The 20,046-nt window shown below is 68.2% G+C and carries 15 protein-coding genes; 9 read left to right on the top strand and 6 right to left on the bottom strand.

The annotated features are described in order from the left end of the window. Positions 1-172: 172 nt before the first annotated feature. Positions 173-802, top strand: a complete 630-nt coding sequence (locus OC373_RS17415; protein WP_261998184.1) for a hypothetical protein — start codon at positions 173-175, stop codon at positions 800-802. A 39-nt stretch (positions 803-841) separates the two neighbouring features. On the opposite strand, the gene OC373_RS17410 is transcribed toward OC373_RS17415, so the two are convergent. The 3 genes from OC373_RS17410 to hemH form a co-directional block, all read right to left on the bottom strand. Then, the gene (locus OC373_RS17410) at positions 842-2,578 is read right to left on the bottom strand and encodes a methyl-accepting chemotaxis protein (protein ID WP_315985475.1); all 1,737 of its coding nucleotides are present in this window, start codon (positions 2,576-2,578) and stop codon (positions 842-844) included. A 358-nt stretch (positions 2,579-2,936) separates the two neighbouring features. Continuing rightward, a complete protein-coding gene (locus tag OC373_RS17405) occupies positions 2,937-3,785 on the bottom strand; it encodes an alpha/beta hydrolase (protein ID WP_070426252.1) in 849 nt (282 codons plus the stop codon). Next, positions 3,782-4,744: a ferrochelatase gene (hemH, locus tag OC373_RS17400; protein ID WP_019185584.1), complete on the bottom strand. Its 963-nt coding sequence runs from the start codon at positions 4,742-4,744 to the stop codon at positions 3,782-3,784. Before hemH ends, OC373_RS17405 begins: the two co-directional genes overlap by 4 nt. 187 nt (positions 4,745-4,931) lie before the next feature. On the opposite strand from hemH, the gene OC373_RS17395 reads away from it, so the two are divergent. The 4 genes from OC373_RS17395 (at position 4,932) to tatC (ending at position 7,433) form a co-directional block, all read left to right on the top strand. After that, positions 4,932-5,828: a YSC84-related protein gene (locus OC373_RS17395; RefSeq protein ID WP_261998183.1), complete on the top strand. Its 897-nt coding sequence runs from the start codon at positions 4,932-4,934 to the stop codon at positions 5,826-5,828. Positions 5,829-5,901: 73 nt separating this feature from the next. Then, complete coding sequence (gene tatA, locus OC373_RS17390; protein ID WP_019185586.1) at positions 5,902-6,129, top strand: Sec-independent protein translocase subunit TatA; 228 nt, start codon at positions 5,902-5,904, stop codon at positions 6,127-6,129. Between the two features lie 15 nt (positions 6,130-6,144). Further along, positions 6,145-6,687, top strand: a complete 543-nt coding sequence (gene tatB / locus OC373_RS17385) for a Sec-independent protein translocase protein TatB (RefSeq protein ID WP_261998182.1) — start codon at positions 6,145-6,147, stop codon at positions 6,685-6,687. Further along, positions 6,684-7,433, top strand: a complete 750-nt coding sequence (tatC, locus tag OC373_RS17380) for a twin-arginine translocase subunit TatC (protein WP_019185588.1) — start codon at positions 6,684-6,686, stop codon at positions 7,431-7,433. The genes tatB and tatC overlap by 4 nt, the downstream gene beginning before the upstream one ends. Before the next feature lie 43 nt (positions 7,434-7,476). Here the strand turns inward: tatC and OC373_RS17375 are convergent, their stop codons facing one another. From OC373_RS17375 to OC373_RS17365, 3 genes are all read right to left on the bottom strand, one after another. Further along, entirely contained in the window at positions 7,477-8,376 is a 900-nt protein-coding gene (locus tag OC373_RS17375; RefSeq protein WP_070426249.1) for a BPSS1780 family membrane protein, read from the bottom strand. 136 nt (positions 8,377-8,512) lie between these two features. Then, positions 8,513-9,232: a glutamine amidotransferase gene (locus OC373_RS17370; protein ID WP_019185590.1), complete on the bottom strand. Its 720-nt coding sequence runs from the start codon at positions 9,230-9,232 to the stop codon at positions 8,513-8,515. Further along, positions 9,204-11,042, bottom strand: a complete 1,839-nt coding sequence (locus OC373_RS17365) for a GspE/PulE family protein (protein WP_046272963.1) — start codon at positions 11,040-11,042, stop codon at positions 9,204-9,206. Before OC373_RS17365 ends, OC373_RS17370 begins: the two co-directional genes overlap by 29 nt. A gap of 82 nt (positions 11,043-11,124) precedes the next feature. On the opposite strand from OC373_RS17365, the gene glyQ reads away from it, so the two are divergent. The 4 genes from glyQ (at position 11,125) to OC373_RS17345 (ending at position 20,034) form a co-directional block, all read left to right on the top strand. Further along, complete coding sequence (gene glyQ, locus OC373_RS17360; protein WP_070426246.1) at positions 11,125-12,036, top strand: glycine--tRNA ligase subunit alpha; 912 nt, start codon at positions 11,125-11,127, stop codon at positions 12,034-12,036. Continuing rightward, complete coding sequence (glyS, locus tag OC373_RS17355) at positions 12,033-14,129, top strand: glycine--tRNA ligase subunit beta (protein WP_261998181.1); 2,097 nt, start codon at positions 12,033-12,035, stop codon at positions 14,127-14,129. Before glyQ ends, glyS begins: the two co-directional genes overlap by 4 nt. A gap of 278 nt (positions 14,130-14,407) precedes the next feature. After that, positions 14,408-16,192, top strand: a complete 1,785-nt coding sequence (locus OC373_RS17350) for an autotransporter assembly complex family protein (protein ID WP_172838077.1) — start codon at positions 14,408-14,410, stop codon at positions 16,190-16,192. Continuing rightward, the gene (locus OC373_RS17345) at positions 16,189-20,034 is read left to right on the top strand and encodes a translocation/assembly module TamB domain-containing protein (protein ID WP_261998180.1); all 3,846 of its coding nucleotides are present in this window, start codon (positions 16,189-16,191) and stop codon (positions 20,032-20,034) included. Before OC373_RS17350 ends, OC373_RS17345 begins: the two co-directional genes overlap by 4 nt. Positions 20,035-20,046: the final 12 nt, after the last annotated feature.

The following is a 20,046-nucleotide window of genomic DNA, read 5'->3' as shown; positions in this document are numbered from 1 at the left end:
ATCGCCAGGGTTTTTACCCGAAAACCCCGCTGCTCACGCAGCGGGGTTTTCTTTTTGTCCGCGATTCAGCGCCTGGCTCCGCCGCCTTCCGGCAACCAGGCACGCCCTGCCGGTGTCTGGCGCAGCTGTCTGTAAAGCACGTCGCCATGCAGACGTACCGTCATGGCTGCTGATGACGGACAACTCCACCCCGCTGACCTGCGTGATTCTCGACGACCACCCGGGGGGCGTGGCGATCTCGTCCGCCGATTGGCACTGGCTCGCCGATGCCGTGCAGATACGCAGGTCGGCGACGCCCCACACCGGGGATGCGCTGGTGACCGCACTCGCAGGATGCCGGGACACGGGGGTGATGCGCATGCGCACGCCGATCACCGCCGCGAAGGCGCAAGGCGTGGTCGTGTGCGGAACCGACAGCCATCCCCAACCGGCGATGGAACTGACCTGGGTGCTGATCCTGGCGGTAATGCGGAATCTGGTGCCGGAGGCGAACGCGCTGCGTGTGCAAGGACCGTGGCAGCAGAGCGTCGGTCGTGATCTGCACGGCGCACGCCTGGGGCTGCCGACTGGGCGGGATCGGTCAGCGGGTCGCGCGGATCGGCCCGGGAGTCGGCTTGCAGGTCAATGCGTGGCGTTTGAATCTGGATGCTGGCCAAGCAGAGGCCGCCGGCGTGCACCTGGCGGTATCCAGGCAGGCGCTGTTCGCCAGCAGAACATACTGGCGACGCGGCAATGGGGCGAAGTCACCGAGCGCAACGATCGCGATGCCTTCAGCCAGGCGGTCGAACGCATCGCCGCCTGACTGCAGGACGCGCCGCGGCGCGTGCTGGACTGACGCCGATCAGGCCACTGCGGCCGCGCGGTAGGCCTGTTCCTGATGGCGGAACACCGCGACCGCCTGGGTCAGGTCGGCAGCCTGCGCTTCCAGCAACCGCGCCGCAGCACTGGCTTCCTCGACCAGCGCCGCGTTCTGCTGGGTGGCATCGTCCATCTGCGCCACGGTCTGGTTGACCTGGTCGATGCCGGCCGCCTGCTCCTGCGACGCAGAAGAGATCTCGGCCATGATGCCGCTGACACTGGCGACGCGGGTGACGATCTCGCCCATGGTCTGTCCGGCGTCCTGGACCAGACGGGCGCCCTCGGCGACCTGTTCCACGGAGGCCTCGATCAGGCCCTTGATCTCCTTGGCCGCTTCGGCCGATCGCTGCGCCAGGCTGCGCACTTCGCTGGCGACCACGGCGAAGCCCCGGCCCTGCTCGCCGGCGCGCGCGGCTTCCACCGCCGCGTTGAGTGCCAGGATGTTGGTCTGGAAGGCGATGCCGTCGATCACCCGGGTGATGTCGCCGATCCGGTGGGAGGCGCTCTGGATGGCGTCCATGGTGGTCACCACCTGGCCCACCACCTGGCTGCCGCGCGTGGCGACGTCATGTGCGCCGTGGGCCAGCGCGCTGGCCTGGCGCGCATGCTCGGCGTTCTGGCGGACGGTCGAGGTCAGCTCTTCCATCGAGGCGGCGGTTTCCTCCAGATGTGCGGCCTGGCGTTCGGTGCGCTCGGAGAGGTCATCGTTGCCGCTGGCGATCTCGCTGGCGGCCAGCGAGATAGAGCCGGTGCACCGCTTGATCCGCTCGACCATCGCGGTCAACTGTTCGGCGGTCGCGTTGGCATCGCGTTGCATGGCTTGGAACGAGCCGTGGAAGTCGCCGCGCATGCGCTGGCCCAGGTCGCCGTCGGCCAGCGCGGAAAGCATGCGGCGGATCTCGCCGACCGTACCACCAACACTGTCCAGCAACTGGTTGATGCCGCCGGTCAGGCCATTGAGGAAGCCGGCGCCGCCGTCGGTGGCCTGCAGGCGACGATCGAGGTCGCCCTTGCTGGCCGCCTCGACGATGTCGGCCACGGCGGTCTCCAGCAGCAGCTCGTGGGTACGGTCATGCCACTCCACCGCGAAGCCCTGGCGCTGGCCCTGCGCATCGAACACCGGCGTCACCACCTGGGCGAAATGCACCGGGCCGATCCGCACGCGGCCATGATGGGTGGCCATCAGGGTGTTGAGGATGCCGCGGATACGGTCCGGGTTGGCATGGAAACGGTGGATGCTGCTGCCGACCAGGCGCTCGGCGTCGAAATCGGGGAAGGCCTCGCGCAGACTGGCCTGCTGGTTGCGCAGCAGCGTCACCACCGACTGGTTGACGTAGCGGATCACGTGGTCGTTGTCGGCAATCATCATCGCCGTGCGGGAGACATCCAGCGCCTGCCGCACCTGGGCATCGTGGGCGTGGTCGACGCTGTCGCGCGCCTGCGCGCGCGCCGCCTCTGTGGCCAGCGAAAGCGCTCGCGTCTCTGCCTGCCGCAGGGCATGACCCTGCTGCCTCACACGCAGCGCCACCAGGCCCAGCAGCAGCCCCGCGATCGCGACCGGAAGCAGCGCCCAGGGCTGCCGCTGCCAGACCGCAGCGATCACGGCCGCGGCGATCAGCAGCCCCGCGGTGATCAGACAGGCCGCGTCCGCGAACGGTCGGGACGTGCGCGTGCGCAGCAGATCGGGTGGGCGGGTCGAGGCAACGGGAAGGGCGGACATGGCGGCTCCAGAATCATCAGAAAGCAGAAATCCTGCGGCGCTCGCGCGCACAGGCGGGTGCCGCACCCCTCACCGGCGATCCGGTGGGCGCAGCAGCGAAAGGAAGCAGGGAGGCGCGTAGGGAGCACACAGCGAACGCCGCGTCGGCGGTGGCGATCACCGCCGGCATGGCCCGGTCCTGTGGGCGATGGCACGGCCAATCCGGCATTGCGACGACGTTCCCTGGAAGCCTGGGTGATGCGCGGCTTCGCAACGGCGGAGCAAGCGACGACAGTGCAGTCGAGAAAATCGCCTGCACCCTCGGTATCGGTCGCTGCCGGGATAAGTTGAGTGCGACCGTGTGTCGCACCGTGCAGGCTTACCCGGCGAGGAAGCCCTGGATCACCTCGGCCACCACCTGCGGGTGCTCCATGTGCAGGTGATGGGTGCCCGGGAACACGGCCAGGCGGCCTTCGCGCAGCAGCCCGATGCGCTGGCTGCGCAGCGGCTCGGGGTAATACGGCTGCGCCGGCGTGGCGTAGATCACCTGGGTCGGGCACTCGATCGCGGCGAGCAGGTCGTCGATCTGCGCCTCACTCAGGCGCATTGCGGTGGGCAGCATCAGGCGTTGATCGCTGCACCAGCTGTACCCGCCCTCGACCGGTTTGACGCCACGTTCGACCAGCAGGCGTGCGCACGGCTCGCTGAGCTGGTTGGCCATCATGCGGGCGCGGATCGGCGCAGCCAGATCGGGGAACACACGCAGCCTGCGGGTGGACAGTGCACGCGCGGCGCGCACGTGTTCGCGAAGACGCTGTGCTGTCTCATTCTCCGGACCGCGCAGGCCGCCGAGCGCCTCGATCGCGATCAGGCGCTCCACGCGCTCCGGTGCGGCTGCCGCGGTGAGGCTGGCGATGCCCGCGCCCATCGAATGGCCGAGCAGCACGAAGCGATCCCAGCCCAGCGCATCGGCGACTTCAAGGACATGGCAGATCGCACCGGGTGTGTTGTATTGCGTGCCGGGCGGCAGATGCGCGCTGTGGCCGTGCCCGGGCAGATCGATCGCCACCAGCTCGAGCCCGGGCAGCTGCGCGGCCAACGGCACGAAGCTGGCCGCGTTGTCGAGCCAGCCGTGCAGCGCCAGCACACGCAGGCCACCGCTCACAGGCGACCGCAGGCCGGCCACGGTGCTGCCGGCAACCGCCAGGGAGAACGGCTGCAGGGTCATGCCAGCGCCGCGATGCTCAGTCGCGACAGCGCCAGTGCATGCGCCTGCGCATCGTTGAGGCAGGGGATGTAGCGCATGGTCGCGCCGCGCTGGGCCACGGTTTCGGTAAAGCCCATCGCCACTTCCTCCAGCGTTTCCAGGCAGTCCGTGGCAAAGCCCGGGCAGACCACGTCCATGCTGCGCACGCCGCTGTCTGCCATTGCCCACAGGGTGGGCTCGGCATAGGGCTGCAGCCACTTCTCGCGGCCGAACCGCGACTGGTAGGTCAACTGCCAGGCATCGTCGGTCAGCTCCAGGGCCTGCGCGATCGCTCGCGCACTGGCCTCGCAGCGTTGCGGATACGGATCGCCGGCATCGGCCAGGCGCTGCGGGATGCCATGGAAAGAGAACACCAGCTTCTCGCCGCGACCGTGGTGCTCCCACCACTGGCGGATGCTGCCGGCGACGGCGGCGACCCAGTCCGGATCGACCGCGTAATCGCGCACCAGGGTCACGGTGACGCCGGGATGTGCCGGCTGCCACTGGCGCACCTGATCCTCGATGGAGGCGGTGGTGGTGGTCGAATACTGCGGATACAGCGGCAGCACCACGATCCGCTTGATGCCCTCGGCGGCCAGCCGATCCAGCTCGGCCGGTAGCGCCGGCGCACCGTAGCGCATCGCATGACGCACCCGCAGGTCCGGCATGAGGCCCTGCATGGCCTCGGCCAGCCGGCGGGTGTAGACCATCAGCGGGGAGCCGTCCGGCAGCCAGACCTGGGCGTACTTGGCGGCCGATCGACCACTGCGCAACGGCAGGATCAGCCCGTACAGCAAGGGTTTCCAGAACAGTGGCGGAATCGCGACCACGCGCGGATCGCTGAGGAACTCAGCCAGGTAGCGACGCACCGCCGGGGCGGTTGGCGTCTCGGGCGTGCCTAGATTGACCGCCAGCACGGCGGTGTCGGGTGCGTCGAGCATGTCGCCATTCTCGCAGGTCTGCGCGATTGGCGGGATGGATTTGGATGATGAACACGATCCAGCAGGCATTTCGATAGCCCGGAATACTCATTGCCGATTCATCGCCGGGCTTCTAACGTCCAGAAGCGTATCGACCCCGGTCGAACGTGCCGCTATCTTGTATGAATCGACTTTCTGGAGCCCACCCATGCGCCGCCTCAGCCTTGTACTGCTGATCACCGCCAGCCTGCTGTCGACCCAGGCCATGGCCGGGCCACAGGAGGACCAGCGCGCCCGCAATGCCGTGCGCGTCCTGAATGAAATCCAGGGCATCCCCGAGCAGGGGATTCCCGACAAGCTGCTCGACGAAGGTCGCGCGGTCGTCGTCATCCCTGACACCATCAAAGCCGGCCTGGTGATCGGTGGCCGTCGCGGCCACGGCCTGATGTCGGTCAAGACGCCCGACGGCAGCTGGTCCAACCCGGTGTTCGTGAAGCTCACCGGCGGCAGCATCGGCTTCCAGGCCGGTGTGCAGTCCTCCGACGTGGTGCTGGTGTTCCGCAATGACCGCAGCCTGGACAATCTCGTCAACGGCAAATTCACCCTGGGCGCCGATGCCGGTGTCGCCGCCGGTCCTGTCGGCCGCAACGCGGCGGCCGCCACCGATGGCCAGTTGAAGGCCGAAATCTGGTCCTGGTCGCGCGCCCGCGGGCTGTTCGCCGGTGTGGCGCTGGATGGCGCCGTGCTGCAGATCGACGATGCCGCCAATCTGGATGCCTACGGCAGCAACACCACGCCGCGCATGGTGTTCGAAGGCCGCGTCGGCGAGCCGCCGTCGGTGGACGTGGTCGCCTTCCGCGATCGCCTGGAAGAAGCCACCTACACCGCCCGCGAGAAACGCGGCACCGCCGGCAGCGCGCCTGCACCGGCCCCGGCGCCGCGCGCCGCTGCCGTGCCGGTCCGACCTGAACAGGCGCCGGCCCCGGCCGCCGCTGGCGCGACCACCGCCCCGTTGCAGTCCGTGCCGGCGCAACCGGCCCCGCAGCAGGGCTTCCAGCCGGTCGGCGACGGTGAAGTCCGTACCGAATCGCTGGACGGCAACTGACTTTCGTCACGCGCGCCGGCTTACCGCCGGTGCGCTATGCTCAACCGTCTGATCACTACGTAACGAGCGAGTCATGGGCAGTTTCAGCATCTGGCATTGGTTGGTCGTGCTGGTCATCGTTCTGCTGGTGTTCGGCACCAAGAAACTGACCAGCGGCGCCAAGGACCTTGGCAGCGCCGTCAAGGAATTCAAGAAGGGCATGCGCGACGAGGACAAGCCGAACGCGCAGCTCAGCGACAGCTCGCGTCCGCAGGACTCGACGACGACGTCGCAGACCGAGCACGACCGCGACCCGCGCTGATCCGGGCGGCTTGGCGTGTTCGATATCGGTTTCAGTGAACTGCTGGTCATCGCGGTGGTGGCCCTGGTCGTGCTCGGCCCCGAGCGGCTGCCCAAGGCGGCCCGCTTCGCCGGGTTGTGGGTACGCCGTGCCCGCAACCAGTGGGATTCGGTGAAGCAGGAGCTTGAGCGCGAGCTGCATGCCGAAGAGATCAAGCGCCAGTTCGATGATGTGAAGTCTTCGGTACGCGATACCGAGTCGCAGCTGCGCGCCAGCGGCGAAGCGGTGCGCCGCGAGGCCGAGCAGATGCGCCAGGACGTGGCGCGTCACGGCGAGGGCGTTGCCGCCGCCGCGGACGACGCGCCGGTGATGACCGGCCCGGCGCCAGGTTCTCCGGCCAGCGTGGCCCAGCATGCGGTGGCGACCGATGAGGTCGAGCCGCCGCGCGATGCGATGGCTCCGCCCGGGATCGATGGCAGTGCGCCCCGTGCGGACGTGTCGGCACCGCTGCCGCCATCGACGGATGCCGCGGCGCATGCGCCCACGCCCACGCCGCCGAACGACGAGGCACCGCGATGAGCGAGCATGAAAGCAGCGAGAGCTCGCTGGTCGAACACCTGATTGAACTGCGTGCGCGCCTGGTGCGCGCGTTGATCGGCCTGGGCGTGGTGCTGCTGGGGCTGATGCCGTTCTCGCGGCAGATCTACACGATGGTCGCCGAACCGCTGATCTCGCAGCTGCCGAACGGGCAGACGATGATCGCGACCAATCCTGCGGGTGCCTTCTTCGCGCCGTTGAAGCTGACCTTCTTCGTAGCGGTGTTCATCGCCGTGCCGTGGCTGCTGTTCCAGCTGTGGTCGTTCGTGGCACCGGGCCTGTATGCCCGCGAAAAACGCCTGGCCGTGCCGTTGCTGGCCTCGTCGGTCCTGCTGTTCTATCTGGGCTGCGCGTTCGCGTACTTCCTGGTGCTGCCGGCGGTGTTCCACTTCCTGACCACGTTCCGCCCGGAGGTGATCGCGATCACTCCGGACGCAACGGCTTACCTGGATTTCGTGCTGGCGATCTTCTTCGCCTTCGGCACCAGTTTCGAGCTGCCGGTGGCGATGGTGATCCTGGTGCTGCTGGGCTGGATCACGCCGCAGCAGTTCAAGGAAGGCCGCGGCTACGCGATCGTCGGCATCTTCGTGCTGGCCGCGGTGCTGACGCCGCCGGACGTGGTCTCGCAGCTGATGCTGGCCATTCCGATGTGCCTGCTCTACGAACTGGGCATCCATGCGGCACGCTGGCTGGTGCCACGCCCCGGTGGGAAAGCACAGCCGGAGTGAGGCACAAACAAAAACCCCGGCCTTGGCCGGGGTTTTGTTTTGATCAGGCCGCGAAAACGTTGTTCGGGCCGGGCATCGGCGGCGGGGTCTGCGGACCCTGCTGGCCGAACATCTGCTTCCACGCGGTGTAGATGGCACCGGCGAACACCGGCATCACCACCCCCATCAGCAGCAGCTGCGCGACGAACAGGGCGAGCATGGTGCCGCCGATCAGCTGCGCGATCAGGGCCACCAGCATCACGCCGAAGTAGATCGCAAACACCGCCACGAAGGCGAGCAGGAAGAACACCACCATCGCCAGCACGTTGTGCAGGCAGGCGCGCAGGCTCAGGCGCATCGCCTGCAGGCCGTTGCGGTGCTCGAACATCACCTGCGGCGGCAGGGTGAACAGCGCCAGCGCCATGGCCAGGAAGGTGACCACCACCAGCGCCAGCCACAGCAGGATGCGCATCGCCGGCAGGCTCGCCATCAACTCTTCGATCTGCGCCGGGTCCGGCTGCGCGCCGGACTGGCTGATCGTGTTGAGCTGGACCATCACCTCGCTGAGGTGCTGCAGGCCGCTGCTACCGATCAGCACCAGCAGCAGCACGCCCAGGAACAGGCCGGCCACCAGCTGCGGCAGCAGCGAGGCGAGCAGGTTCAGGGCGCGGCCTTCATGCAGCCCCTGCAGCAGGTGCGCAGGCTGTGCAACGCGCCCCTGGTCCACTTCGCGCACGGCCCAGACCAGGCCACCGAAGAACAACGGGCCGGCCAGCGCCATCAACAGCTGCGCCAGTGTGCTCAGCGCCGGGCTCACCATCGCCAGCGACATCACCAGCAACGCGGCCACGGCCCAGATCACGCCGAGCAGGCCCAGCGCCAGCGGCGCCTTGCGCAGCAGGGTGAAACCCGACACCAGCCATTCCGCGCCGGCGGAGGCCGGCAGCTTGCGAATCTCGCTCATAACATTCCGGGGACAGGGGAGGAGGCGCGAACGCCCGATTGCCGTCGATTATCCCTGTTTTCCCGGCGCGTGACCTGAAGGCCGCCCAGCGCGGCGCGGACGCTGCGTTGCGCCCGGTGCCTTGCCGGTGCTGGCCTCAGGCGTTGCGCGCCTGGCGGACGAAACGGCGCAGCAGCTGGCGGGCCAGCGGCGCGGCGCTGACCTCGCGGGCGACGCGGCGCGCGCAGCCGCCGTGCTGGCGGATGCACTCGGCGCGGGCGCGGACATAGCCGCGCATGTGGTGGGTGGCGAACTCGGGGTGGAACTGCACGCCCCAGGCATGCGCGCCCCAGCGGAAGGCGTGGCAGTTGTCCTGCGCCGAGCGCGCCAGGATCGCCGCGCCCTCGGGGGCGCGCAGGACCGTCTGCAGGTGGGTGGCGTGCGCCGGGAAGCGCGCGGGCAGGCCACTGAACAGCGGATCGTCGATCGCTGACGGATCCAGCGCCAGCTCGATCGTGCCCGATTCGCGGCCCGCCGGGTTGTAGGCGACTTCGCCGCCCAGCGCGTGGGCCAGCAGCTGGTGGCCGTAGCAGATGCCGAACACCGGGCGGTCGTCGTGGGCGGCATCGCGCAGCCATTGCGCGCTGCGCTCGCTCCAGTCGGCGCGGTCGGTGACATAGGCGGCCGAGCCGCTGACGATCACGCCGGCGAAATCGCGGTGGCTGGGCAGGGTGCCGCCGTGCTCGACATCGACCACCACGGTCTCGTCGGCGTCGAGCCCGGCCGCGACCCGGATCCAGTGCGAAAACCGCCCGTAGCGGCGCAGCGAGGCGACGGGTTGGCCGGTTTCAAGAATCAGGAACGGGGCGGAATTCATCCGGGGGAGGCAGGACCGAGAGGACTTCCTCGATTGTAGTCAGCCCTGCCGCTACCTTTTCAAGCCCTGCGCGGCGCAGGGTTCGTACCCCTTCAGCACGTGCGGCACGGTTGAAGGCGGCCAGATCCATGTCCGCGCGGATGTGCCGGCGCAGGCTGGAACCCAATGGCAGCAACTCATACAGGCCCACGCGGCCGAGAAAACCGGTGCGCCGGCAGTCGATGCAGCCGACCGGTGCATATGGCGTGGGTGCCTCAGGTAATGCCGCATCGGCATCAGCCAACACCGCCCATTGCTCGGCCGAGAGCACCGTGGGCACCTTGCAGTGGGTGCACAGGGTGCGCACCAGGCGTTGGGCCAATACCCCGTTGAGGGTGGAGGCGAGCAGGTAGTGCGGCACCCCCAGGTCCAGCAGGCGGGTGATCGCCGAGGGCGCATCGTTGGTGTGCAGGGTGGACAGCACCAGGTGGCCGGTCAGCGAGGCCTGCACCGCCATCTGCGCGGTCTCCAGGTCGCGGATCTCGCCGATCATGATGATGTCCGGGTCCTGCCGCAGCAGGGTGCGCACGCCGCTGGCGAAGTCCAGATCGATGTTGGTCTGCACCTGCATCTGGTTGAATTCCGGCGCGATCATTTCGATCGGGTCTTCCACCGTGCAGACATTCACGTCCGGTGTGGCCAGCCGCTTCAGCGTGGAATACAGGGTGGTGGTCTTGCCCGAGCCGGTCGGCCCGGTGACCAGCACGATGCCGTGCGGGCGCTCGACCAGGGCGCTCCAGCCAGCCGCTTCCTGCGGGCTGAAACCCAGCTGGTCGATGCTCTTGAAGGCGGCATCCGGGTCGAAGATGCGCATCACGCACTTTTCGCCGAACGCAGTGGGCATGGTCGACAGGCGCATTTCCACCTCGCGCCCACCGGGCGAGCGGGTCTTGATGCGGCCATCCTGCGGGCGGCGACGCTCGGCCAGGTCCATCCGGCCCAGCACCTTGATCCGGCTGACCACAGCGGTCATCACCGCCGGCGGCACCTCGAACACCTTGTGCAGCACCCCATCGATGCGGAAGCGCATGCGGCCCATGTCGCGGCGCGGCTCCAGGTGGATGTCCGAGGCGCGCTGCTCATAGGCGTACTGCAGCAGCCAATCCACGATGTGCACGATGTGCTGGTCGTCGGCGTTGACGTCGCCGGCGCGGCCCAGCTCGACCAGCTGCTCGAAGCTGGGCAGGGTGCTGCTGGCCTCGCCCCGGACATCGCCGCGGGCGCCGCGTACCGAGCGCGTGACCCCGTAGAACTCCATGGTGTAGCGGTGCAGGTCGAGCGGGTTGACCATCGCCAGCTCGATCCGGCGGCGGCTCAGGTGCTGCAGGTCGCGCAGCCACTCCTGGGCCAGCGGTTCGCTGGTGGCGACCAGCACGCGCTCGCTGTCCACGGCCAGTGGCAGGAAGCGGTGGCGGCGTGCATAGGCATGGGAGACCAGGGCGGTGACCGCCGAGACGTCGACCCGGGTCGGGTCCACCCGCAGGTAGCGCACGCCCGCGCGCTGGGCCAGCCATTCGCTGAGGCGCTCCAGGCCGAGTTCACCGCCGCCGCTGGCGCCCAGCTTCAGGTTGGCCAGCAGAACCAGTGGATGGACCTCGCTGGCATTGCGTGCGCCCGGGGCGGAGAAGCGGATCCGCTCCAGATCGGCAGGGGCGACCAGGCCATCGGCGACCAGTGCTGCAGCGACCTGGTCGAAGTCCAGGCGGCCGTGCGGCAGGGGCACGGCCGGCGCAGGAACACGGGCAATGGCCGCGGGCAGGCGTGGATCCATCCTCCAATTCCCCAAGGCACGGAAGGCCCGTGCGGTCGGTCGCTATACTAGCGCACCCCTCCTGCAGGCAAGAATCCGCCGCATGTCCGTCACGAAGAGCGTTCCGATCACTTTCCAGGGCCTGATCCAGACCCTCAACCAGTATTGGGCACAGCAGGGCTGCGTGCTGATCCAGCCGCTGGACCTGGAGGTCGGTGCCGGTACGTTCCACCCGGCCACCTTCCTGCGCTCGATCGGTCCGGAAAGCTGGAACGCCGCGTACGTGCAGCCCTCGCGCCGCCCGACCGACGGCCGCTACGGTGAGAACCCCAACCGCCTGCAGCGCTACTACCAGTACCAGGTGGCGATGAAGCCGAGCCCGGACAACATCCAGCAGCTGTACCTGGATTCGCTCAAGGCGCTGGGTATCGACCCGCTGGTGCACGACCTGCGCTTCGTCGAGGACAACTGGGAATCGCCGACCCTCGGTGCCTGGGGCCTGGGCTGGGAAGTGTGGTTGAACGGGATGGAAGTCACCCAGTTCACCTATTTCCAGCAGGCCGGTGGCCTGGAATGCAAGCCGGTGCTCGGCGAGATCACCTACGGTCTGGAGCGCCTGTGCATGTACCTGCAGAACTGCGACAACGTCTATGACCTGATCTGGACCTACGGTCCGGATGGCACCCCGGTCACCTACGGCGATGTGTACCTGCAGAACGAGATCGAGCAGAGCACCTACAACTTCGAATACGCCGACGTGGATGAAATGTTCCATCGCTTCGATGCCTGCGAAAAAGAGGCGCAGAAGCTGGTCGATGTCGGCCTGCCGCTGCCGGCCTATGAGCAGGTCTGCAAGGCCAGCCATGCCTTCAACCTGCTGGATGCGCGCCGCGCGATCAGCGTGACCGAGCGCCAGCGCTACATCCTGCGCGTGCGCGCGCTGGCCCAGGCCGTGGCCAGGCTGTACGAGGCCAAGCGCCTGGAAGCCGTCGCCGCCAAGGAGGTGCAGGCATGAGCACGATGCAGCCGCTGCTGATTGAACTGGGTACCGAAGAACTGCCGGTCAAGGCGCTGCCGGGCCTGGCCCAGGCCTTCTTCGATGGCATCGTCGACGGCCTGACCAAGCGTGGCGTGGCCATCGAACGTGGCGATGCCAAGCCGCTGTCGACCCCGCGCCGCCTGGCCGTGCTGCTGCCCGGCGTGGCCGTTGAGCAGCCGGAACAGCACAGCGAAGTGCTGGGCCCGTACCTGAACATCGCGCTGGATGCCGAGGGTCAGCCGACCAAGGCGCTGCAGGGCTTCGCCGCCAAGGCCGGGATCGACTGGACCGCGCTGGAGCGCACCACCGATGCCAAGGGCGAGCGCTTCGTGCACCGCTCCACCACGCCGGGCGCGCGCACCGCGACCCTGCTGCCGGAGATCCTGCGCGAGGCGATCGCGGCGATGCCGATTCCCAAGCCCATGCGCTGGGGGAGCCACACCTACGGCTTCGCGCGCCCGGTGCATTGGCTGGTGCTGCTGCACGGCCCGGACATCATCGAGGCCGAGGTGCTGGGCCTGAAGGCCGACCGCATGAGCCGCGGCCATCGCTTCATGCACGACAAGACCGTGCGGCTGAGCGCGCCGGAGGACTACGTCGCCTCGCTGCAGGCCGCCTACGTGCTGGTCGATGCCGACGCGCGCCGCGCGCGCATCGTCGAACAGGTCAACGCGGCGGCCGCGCAGGCCGGCGGCCAGGCGCGCATCACCCCGGACAACTTGGAGCAGGTGGTCAACCTGGTCGAGTGGCCGGCGCCGGTGCTGTGCAGTTTCGAGCGCGAGTTCCTGGCGGTCCCGCAGGAAGCGCTGATCGAGACGATGGAGATCAACCAGAAGTTCTTCCCGGTGCTCGATGCCGGCGGCACGCTGACCGAGAAGTTCATCGGCATCGCCAACATCGAATCCAAGGACGTGGCCGAAGTGGCCAAGGGCTACGAGCGCGTGATCCGTCCGCGTTTCTCCGATGCCAAGTTCTTCTTCGACGAAGATCTGAAGCAGGGCCTGGACGCCATGGGCGACGGCCTGAAGACCGTCACCTACCAGGCCAAGCTGGGCTCGGTGGCCGACAAGGTCGCCCGCGTGGCCGCACTGGCCGAGGCCATCGCGCCGCAGGTCGGCGTGGACCCGGTGCTGGCCAAGCGCGCGGCGCTGCTGGCCAAGAACGACCTGCAGTCGCGCATGGTCAACGAGTTCCCGGAACTGCAGGGCATCGCCGGCCGGCATTACGCCGTGGTCGGCGGCGAGTCGCCGGAGGTGGCGCTGGCCATCGACGAGGCCTACCAGCCGCGCTTCGGTGGCGATGACATCGCACTCTCGCCGCTGGGCAAGGTGCTGGCCATCGCCGAGCGCCTGGACACGCTGGCCGGTGGCTTTGCCGCAGGCCTGAAGCCGACCGGCAACAAGGATCCGTTCGCGCTGCGCCGCAATGCGCTGGGCCTGGCCCGCACGGTGATCGAGAGCGGGTTTGATCTGGATCTGCGCGCGCTGGTCGGCACCGCCATCGCCGGCCTGCCGGCGGGCGTGCAGCCCAGTGCCGAGCGCAAGACCGAGGCGCTGCCGCAGGAGCTGTACGACTTCGTGATCGATCGTCTGCGCGGCTATTACGCCGACAAGGGCGTGCCGGCCACGCACTTCAACGCGGTCGCCGAGCTGAAGCCGGTCTCGCTCTACGACTTCGACCGCCGCATCGATGCCATCGGCACCTTTGCCGCGCTGCCGGAAGCGGAAGCACTGGCCGCGGCCAACAAGCGCATCCGCAACATCCTGCGCAAGGCCGAGGGCGCGATCCCGGGCATGATCGACCCGGCGCTGCTGGCCGAGCCGGCCGAGAGCGAACTGGCCGAAGCGGTGGAAGCGGCCATCGATGACAGCAACGCCAGCCTGCACCAGAAGGACTACGTGAGCGTGTTGAACCGGTTGGCGCGCCTGCGCCCGCAGGTGGATGCGTTCTTCGATGCGGTGATGGTCAATGCCGAGGACCCCGCGCTGCGGGCCAATCGCCTGGCCCTGCTCAAGCGCCTGGGCGACCGCCTGGGCAGCGTGGCGGCGATCGAACACCTGTCCAACTGACGCTGCGGGGCGCGGTGCCCCACGGTTCACCGGAAGGCGCGACGGCTTCGGCGGTTCGCGCCTTCTGCGTTTCCAAGGGGTGGCCGTCGCAATGCGCACCATTCGCGCCGGGAACGTCATGAGCCGTCGCGGACGGTTCTGTCCGACACCGTGTCGGCATCGCTCAGGGCCGATGCGTCCGCAGCGACTTTCTCGCGGAATTTAACGGCTTCTTCACCGCCGTTCTGAAACAGCCACGCCGATTTCGCATGCTCGCGATGGCCCGTTATGCTGTCGCCATGCAGCCAACGAAATTCGCCCTTCCGCTGATGTTCCTGTCCTTTGCCACCGTCTCGGTGGCACATGCACGGGGGACCATCGAGAAAGTGGACATCAAAGGATTGGACAAGGGCGACGACGCCGAGATGATCGAGAACATCGAGGTCTCGCTGTCCCTGTACGACACCATCGGCAAGGTCCAGGGCGAGTCGCGGCTGGAGTACCTGTTGTCCCAGGCCGAGCGCCAGACCCGCGAGGCGCTGGAACCGTTCGGCTACTACAACCCGACCATCACGGTGGAAAGCCCCCGCGAAGGCGAGAACCTGCGCGTGGTGATCCAGGTGGACAAGGGGCCGCCGACCGTGGTCCGTCGCGAGCACATCGACATCACCGGCCCGGCCCAGCTGGACCAGTACCTCCAGGAAGACCTGGAGAACTTCAAGCCGCGCAAGGGCCAGCGCTTCGAGCACACCGAGTACGAAGCCAGCAAGATCCGGGTAACCCGGCGCCTGGCCGAACGTGGTTACTTCGATGCCGACTTCACCCAGCGCCAGGTCCAGATCACCCGTGCCGAGAACGCGGCCGACGTCGATCTCACCTGGGACAGCGGCCGCCGCTACAACATGGGCGAAATCCGCTTCCACCAGGATTACTTCGTCGACAAGCTGTTCGACCCGCTGGTCTATTGGGACGAAGGCAGCTACTTCCACGAAGGCAAGCTGGACCGCCTGCGCGAATCACTGACCAAGCTGGATTACTTCAGCGTGATCGACATCCAGCCGCGCCCGGACCAGGCCGATGAGAACGGCGATGTGCCGGTGGACGTCAACCTCACCCGCGCCAAGCGCACGATCTACACGGCCGGCCTGAGCTACGGCAGCGAGAGTGGCGCCGGTGTGCGCGGCGGCCTGGAGCGGCGCTTCCTCAACAGCCGCGGGCACAAGATGAACACCCAGCTCGACTATGCGCAGAAGCGCAAGAGCCTGGTCACCAGCTACCGCATTCCGGCCTTCAACTGGCTCGATGGCTGGTATGCGTTCACCGCCAGCGCGTATGACGAGCAGACCGACTACATCGACCTGCGCAACTTCAAGCTGTCGGCCAGCCGCAGTGGCGAGATCAACGAGTACTGGACCGCGATCGCCTCGATCAACGCCCTGCGCGAGCGCTGGCGTTACGCTTCGGGCACCGAGTTCACCGATGCGGTCTACAACACCTCCACGCTGGTCTACCCGCAGCTGGTGGCCGACTACGTCAACGTTGACGATGAAATGTTCCCGCGGCGTGGCCTGAGTGGCAGCGCGACGCTGCGCGGCGGCATCGAAGGCGCCGGCTCGGACACCAGCTTCGTGCAGGCCAACATGGTGCTGCGCTGGTATGTGCCGATCGGCGACACCGACCGCCTGATCCTGCGCGGTGAAGGCGGCACCACCTGGACCAGCGACCTGGTGGCGATGCCGCCGAGCCTGCGCTTCTTCGCCGGTGGCGACCGCAGCATCCGCGGCTATGCCTTCCGCGAAGTCGGCCCGCGCACCGCACCGCCGGACAAGTACGCGCTCGGCGCGAAGAACCTGGTGGTCGGCTCGGCCGAGTATGAGCATTACTTCAAGGGCGGGCCGTGGGGCGCGGCGGTGTTCGTCGATACCGGCAGCGCGTTCGACAACACCATCGACCTGCACACCGGCGTGGGCTTCGGCGTGCGCTGGAAATCGCCGGTGGGCCCGGTGCGCGTGGATATCGCGCACGGCCTGAACAACCCGGATTCGCAGTTCCAGCTGTACCTGAACATCGGAGCGGACCTGTGAGCACGCCGACGCCTTCCGCACCCGCCACCCCGCCGCCGCCGCGCGTGCGTTTCTACCGCAGGCGCCGCTTCTGGGCGTGGTCCGGCTTCACCGTGCTCGGCCTGGTGCTGCTCGCGCTGCTGCTGGTGTACTGGCTGCTGCAGACCGTGGCCGGCCGCGATGTGCTGCTGGCGCAGGTGGTCGCGCGCTTGCCGGTCGGCGCGTCGCTGACGTGGAGCAAGGTGGATGGTCCCGTCGCCGGGCCGCTGGTGCTGCACGATCTGGACTTCCGCTACGACGATATCCATTTCACCGCCGAGCGCGCCTATCTGGATCCGGACATCCGCCCGCTGCTGGGGCGCAAGCTGCAGCTCGATGCCCTGCAGATCAAGAACGCGACGCTGAACCTGGCCAAGAGCGATGAGCCGTTCGAGCTGCCCTCGTGGCCGGACTCGCTGCCGCAGATCGAAATGCCCCTGGCGATCCAGGCCGACACGATCATCATCGATGGCTTCCGCATCACCCAGGCGCAGCAGCCGCTGATCGACATCGCCAAGGTGCGCGGTGGCGTGGAGATCGCCAATGGCGAATTCCGCGCGACCCAGCTCAAGGTCGACAGCGACATGGGCGATTTCCGCGTGGACGGCCGTTACCTGCCACGCAGCGATTACGACACCGACATTACCATCGGCGCGCTGATGCCGGCCCCGCGCGGGCGCACCCCGGCGCGGCTGGGGCTGGTCGCACGCGGCGACCTGGGGCACATGGAAGTGGCGATCGCCGGCAACGCACCGGCGCCGCTGCAGGCCAGCCTGGTCTTTGATGGCCGCACCGATCCGGTCTGGAAACTCACCGCACGCAGCAAGGAACTCGACCTGGCACTGCTGGTGCCGGGGATGGACGCGAGCACCAGCACGCCGATGGCGCTGGATGTGCAGGCCGACGGCAAGGGCGGCCAGGCCAATCTGCAGGGCAGCTTCAAGCAGGGCGACATCGCGGTGGAACTGGCGCCTTCCAAGGTCGGCCTGGCCGACCAGGTGCTGACCGTGGCGCCGCTGCAGGTGAAGGGCTTCGGTGGCCAGGCGAGGCTGGAAGGCATCGCCGATTTCACCGACAAGGAAAACGCGAGCCTGCGGTTCTCCGTCGTCGCCAACGACCTGACCTTCGTGCCCGCCGCCGACACCACCACCCCGGGCGCCGCTGCGCCAGTGCCGGTGACGCTCAAGGAAGCGCGCATGGGCCTGGCCGGCACGCTGAAGGCCTGGGCGGCGGTTGGCCGTGCCTCGGTTGAGCGCGAGAAGCAGGTCGCCGACCTGACGTTCGACGTGCGCGGCAACGACCAGGCCGCCGTGATCAAGCAGCTGCAGGCGAGCACGCCGGGCGGCTCGCTGGATGTCACCGGCCAGGTGGCCTGGGCACCGCAGCTGGATTGGGACGTCGCCGCCAAACTGGCCGGCTTCGATCCGGGTTACTTCGCGCCGGGCTGGGACGGCAAGCTGTCCGGTTCGTTTGCATCGAAGGGCCGCCAGTTGCCGCCGCCGGCCGGCAGTCCGGCCGGTACGGCCGGCAGCTACGAAGCCACCGTCGATGTGCCCGGCATCAAGGGCACGCTGCGCAAGCGCGCGCTGGATGCACAGGGCAGGTTCGCCCTGCGCGGCGAGCAGGGCGAGGGCAACCTCAAGCTCGCGCTGGGCAACAGCCGCCTGACCGCCAAGGGCTCGGTCGGTGACCGCCTGGATATCGATGCACAGCTGGAACCGGTGCAGCTGGCGGACCTGTTGCCCAACAGCACCGGCAGCCTGCGTGGCCACGTGCTGATCAAGGGCGCCCGTACCGCACCGGACATCACCGCCGACCTGGTCGGCAGTGGCCTGCGCTGGGACGACTGGAGCGCCGAGGCAATCAGCATCAAGGGCCGCCTGCCATGGCAGGGCGACAGCGGCACGCTGGCGGTGCAGGGCAGCAAGCTGCAGGTGGGCATGCTGCTGGACACGCTCAACGTGGATGCGCGCGGCAGCCTCTCCAATCTGCGTCTTGATGCACAGACCAAGAACGAGCTGGGTGCTGTCGCGCTGGAAGGTGGCGTGCGCCAGCAGGGCCAGGCCTGGCGCGGTGACCTGACCGCGCTGCGCATCGCACCGATGAAGGGCGATGTCTGGAGCCTGCGTGCGCCGGCCACCTTCAGCGTGCAGGGCAGCAACGTCACCCTGAGCGATGCCTGCCTGGGGGCGGCCACCGGTGGTGCGCTGTGCGCCAGCGCGAACTGGCCGCGCGAAGGCCTGCTCGTACGTGGCGATGCATTGCCGCTGGCGCTGGTGCAGCCCTGGCTGCCGCCGCAGTCCGGCCGCCGCATCTTCCTGCGCGGTGAAGTGAATCTGGACGGGCGCATCCGCCCGCGCGGCAACGCGTGGGAAGGCAGCGCTTCGGTCACCTCGCGCGAAGGCGGCGTGCGCCTGGGCGACAACGCCCGTGGCGAACTGGTGCGCTACGACCAGTTCTCGGTGAACCTGGAGATGACCCCGCAGCAGATCAACGCCAAGCTCGGTGTGGGCTTCCAGGGCGATGGCTTCGTCGATGCCAAGGTGCAGACCGGCTGGGATGCCAACGCACCGCTGACCGGCGAGCTCTACATGAACATCGCGCGCCTGTACTGGCTCGAACTGTTCTCCCCGGACATCGTGCGCCCGACCGGGCTGATCGAAGGCCACGTCAGCCTGCGCGGTACCCGTGGCACGCCCTCGCTGGGGGGCGAAGCCACGTTGAGCAAGTTCAATGGCGAATTCCCCGCGCTGGGCCTGACCTTCGCCGAGGGCAAGGGCAGCTTCACCGCACAGCCGGATGGCTCCGCCAAGATCACCGCCCAGGCCAACTCCGGCAAGGGCACGCTGTACGTCGATGGCGGGCTGTCCTGGTTCGGTGACGCGCAGCCGCTGCAGCTGCATATCCACGGCGAGAACGTGCTGCTGGCCAATACCAGCGAACTGCGCGTGGTGGCCAACCCCAACCTGGACTTCACCCTGGCCGGCAGCGCGATGCAGCTGCGCGGCACGGTGCATGTGCCCGAAGCAGACCTGGACCTGGAGCGCCTGGATCGCGGTACCTCGGTCTCCGAAGACGTGGTGGTGCTGGACCCGGTCGATCCGGAAGAGGGCCCCAGTTCGCCGCTGGACATGGACCTGACCGTCAGCCTGGGCGACCAGGTCAAGATGGCCGGATTCGGGTTGAAGGGCGCCCTGACCGGCAAGATGCAGGTGTGGGCGCGCCCCGGACGCGAGATGACCGCCAACGGCGGGCTCGAAGTCAGTGGCCGCTACAAGGCCTACGGCCAGGATCTGACCATCACCCGCGGCAACTTGAACTGGAACTACAACGCGGTCTCCGATCCGCGCATCAACATCCGTGCCCAGCGCACCGTCGGCGACATCACCGCCGGTATCGATGTGACCGGGCGGGCGCAGTCGCCGCGCGTGGACGTGTGGTCGGACCCGGCCATGTCGCAGTCCGAAGCACTGGCCTACCTGGTGCTGGGTCGCAGCCTCACCGGTGCCAGCAGCGACCAGGCCCAGCAGGTCAACGCGGCCTCGGCGGCGCTGTCGGCCGGCAGTGGCCTGCTCGCTTCCCAGCTGGGGGCCAAGCTCGGCCTGGACGATGCCGGCGTGAGCCAGTCGCGCGCGCTGGGCGGCTCGGTCATCGGCTTCGGCAAGTACATCTCGCCCAAGCTCTACATCGGCTACGGCGTCTCGCTGGTCGGCAGTGGTTCGGTACTGACGCTGAAGTACCTGCTGCGGCGTGGCTTCGATGTGGAGCTGGAATCGAGCACGGTGGAGAACCGTGGGTCGCTGAACTGGCGGCGGGAGAAGTAAGCCGCGGCCGGT

This window comes from Stenotrophomonas sp. Ste96 (assembly GCF_024519495.1).
In the GTDB taxonomy this organism is placed as follows: Bacteria; Pseudomonadota; Gammaproteobacteria; order Xanthomonadales; family Xanthomonadaceae; genus Stenotrophomonas; species Stenotrophomonas bentonitica_A.
The sequence above is the reverse complement of the archived record's forward strand: the minus strand, read 5'-3'. Positions and strand labels throughout refer to the sequence as shown.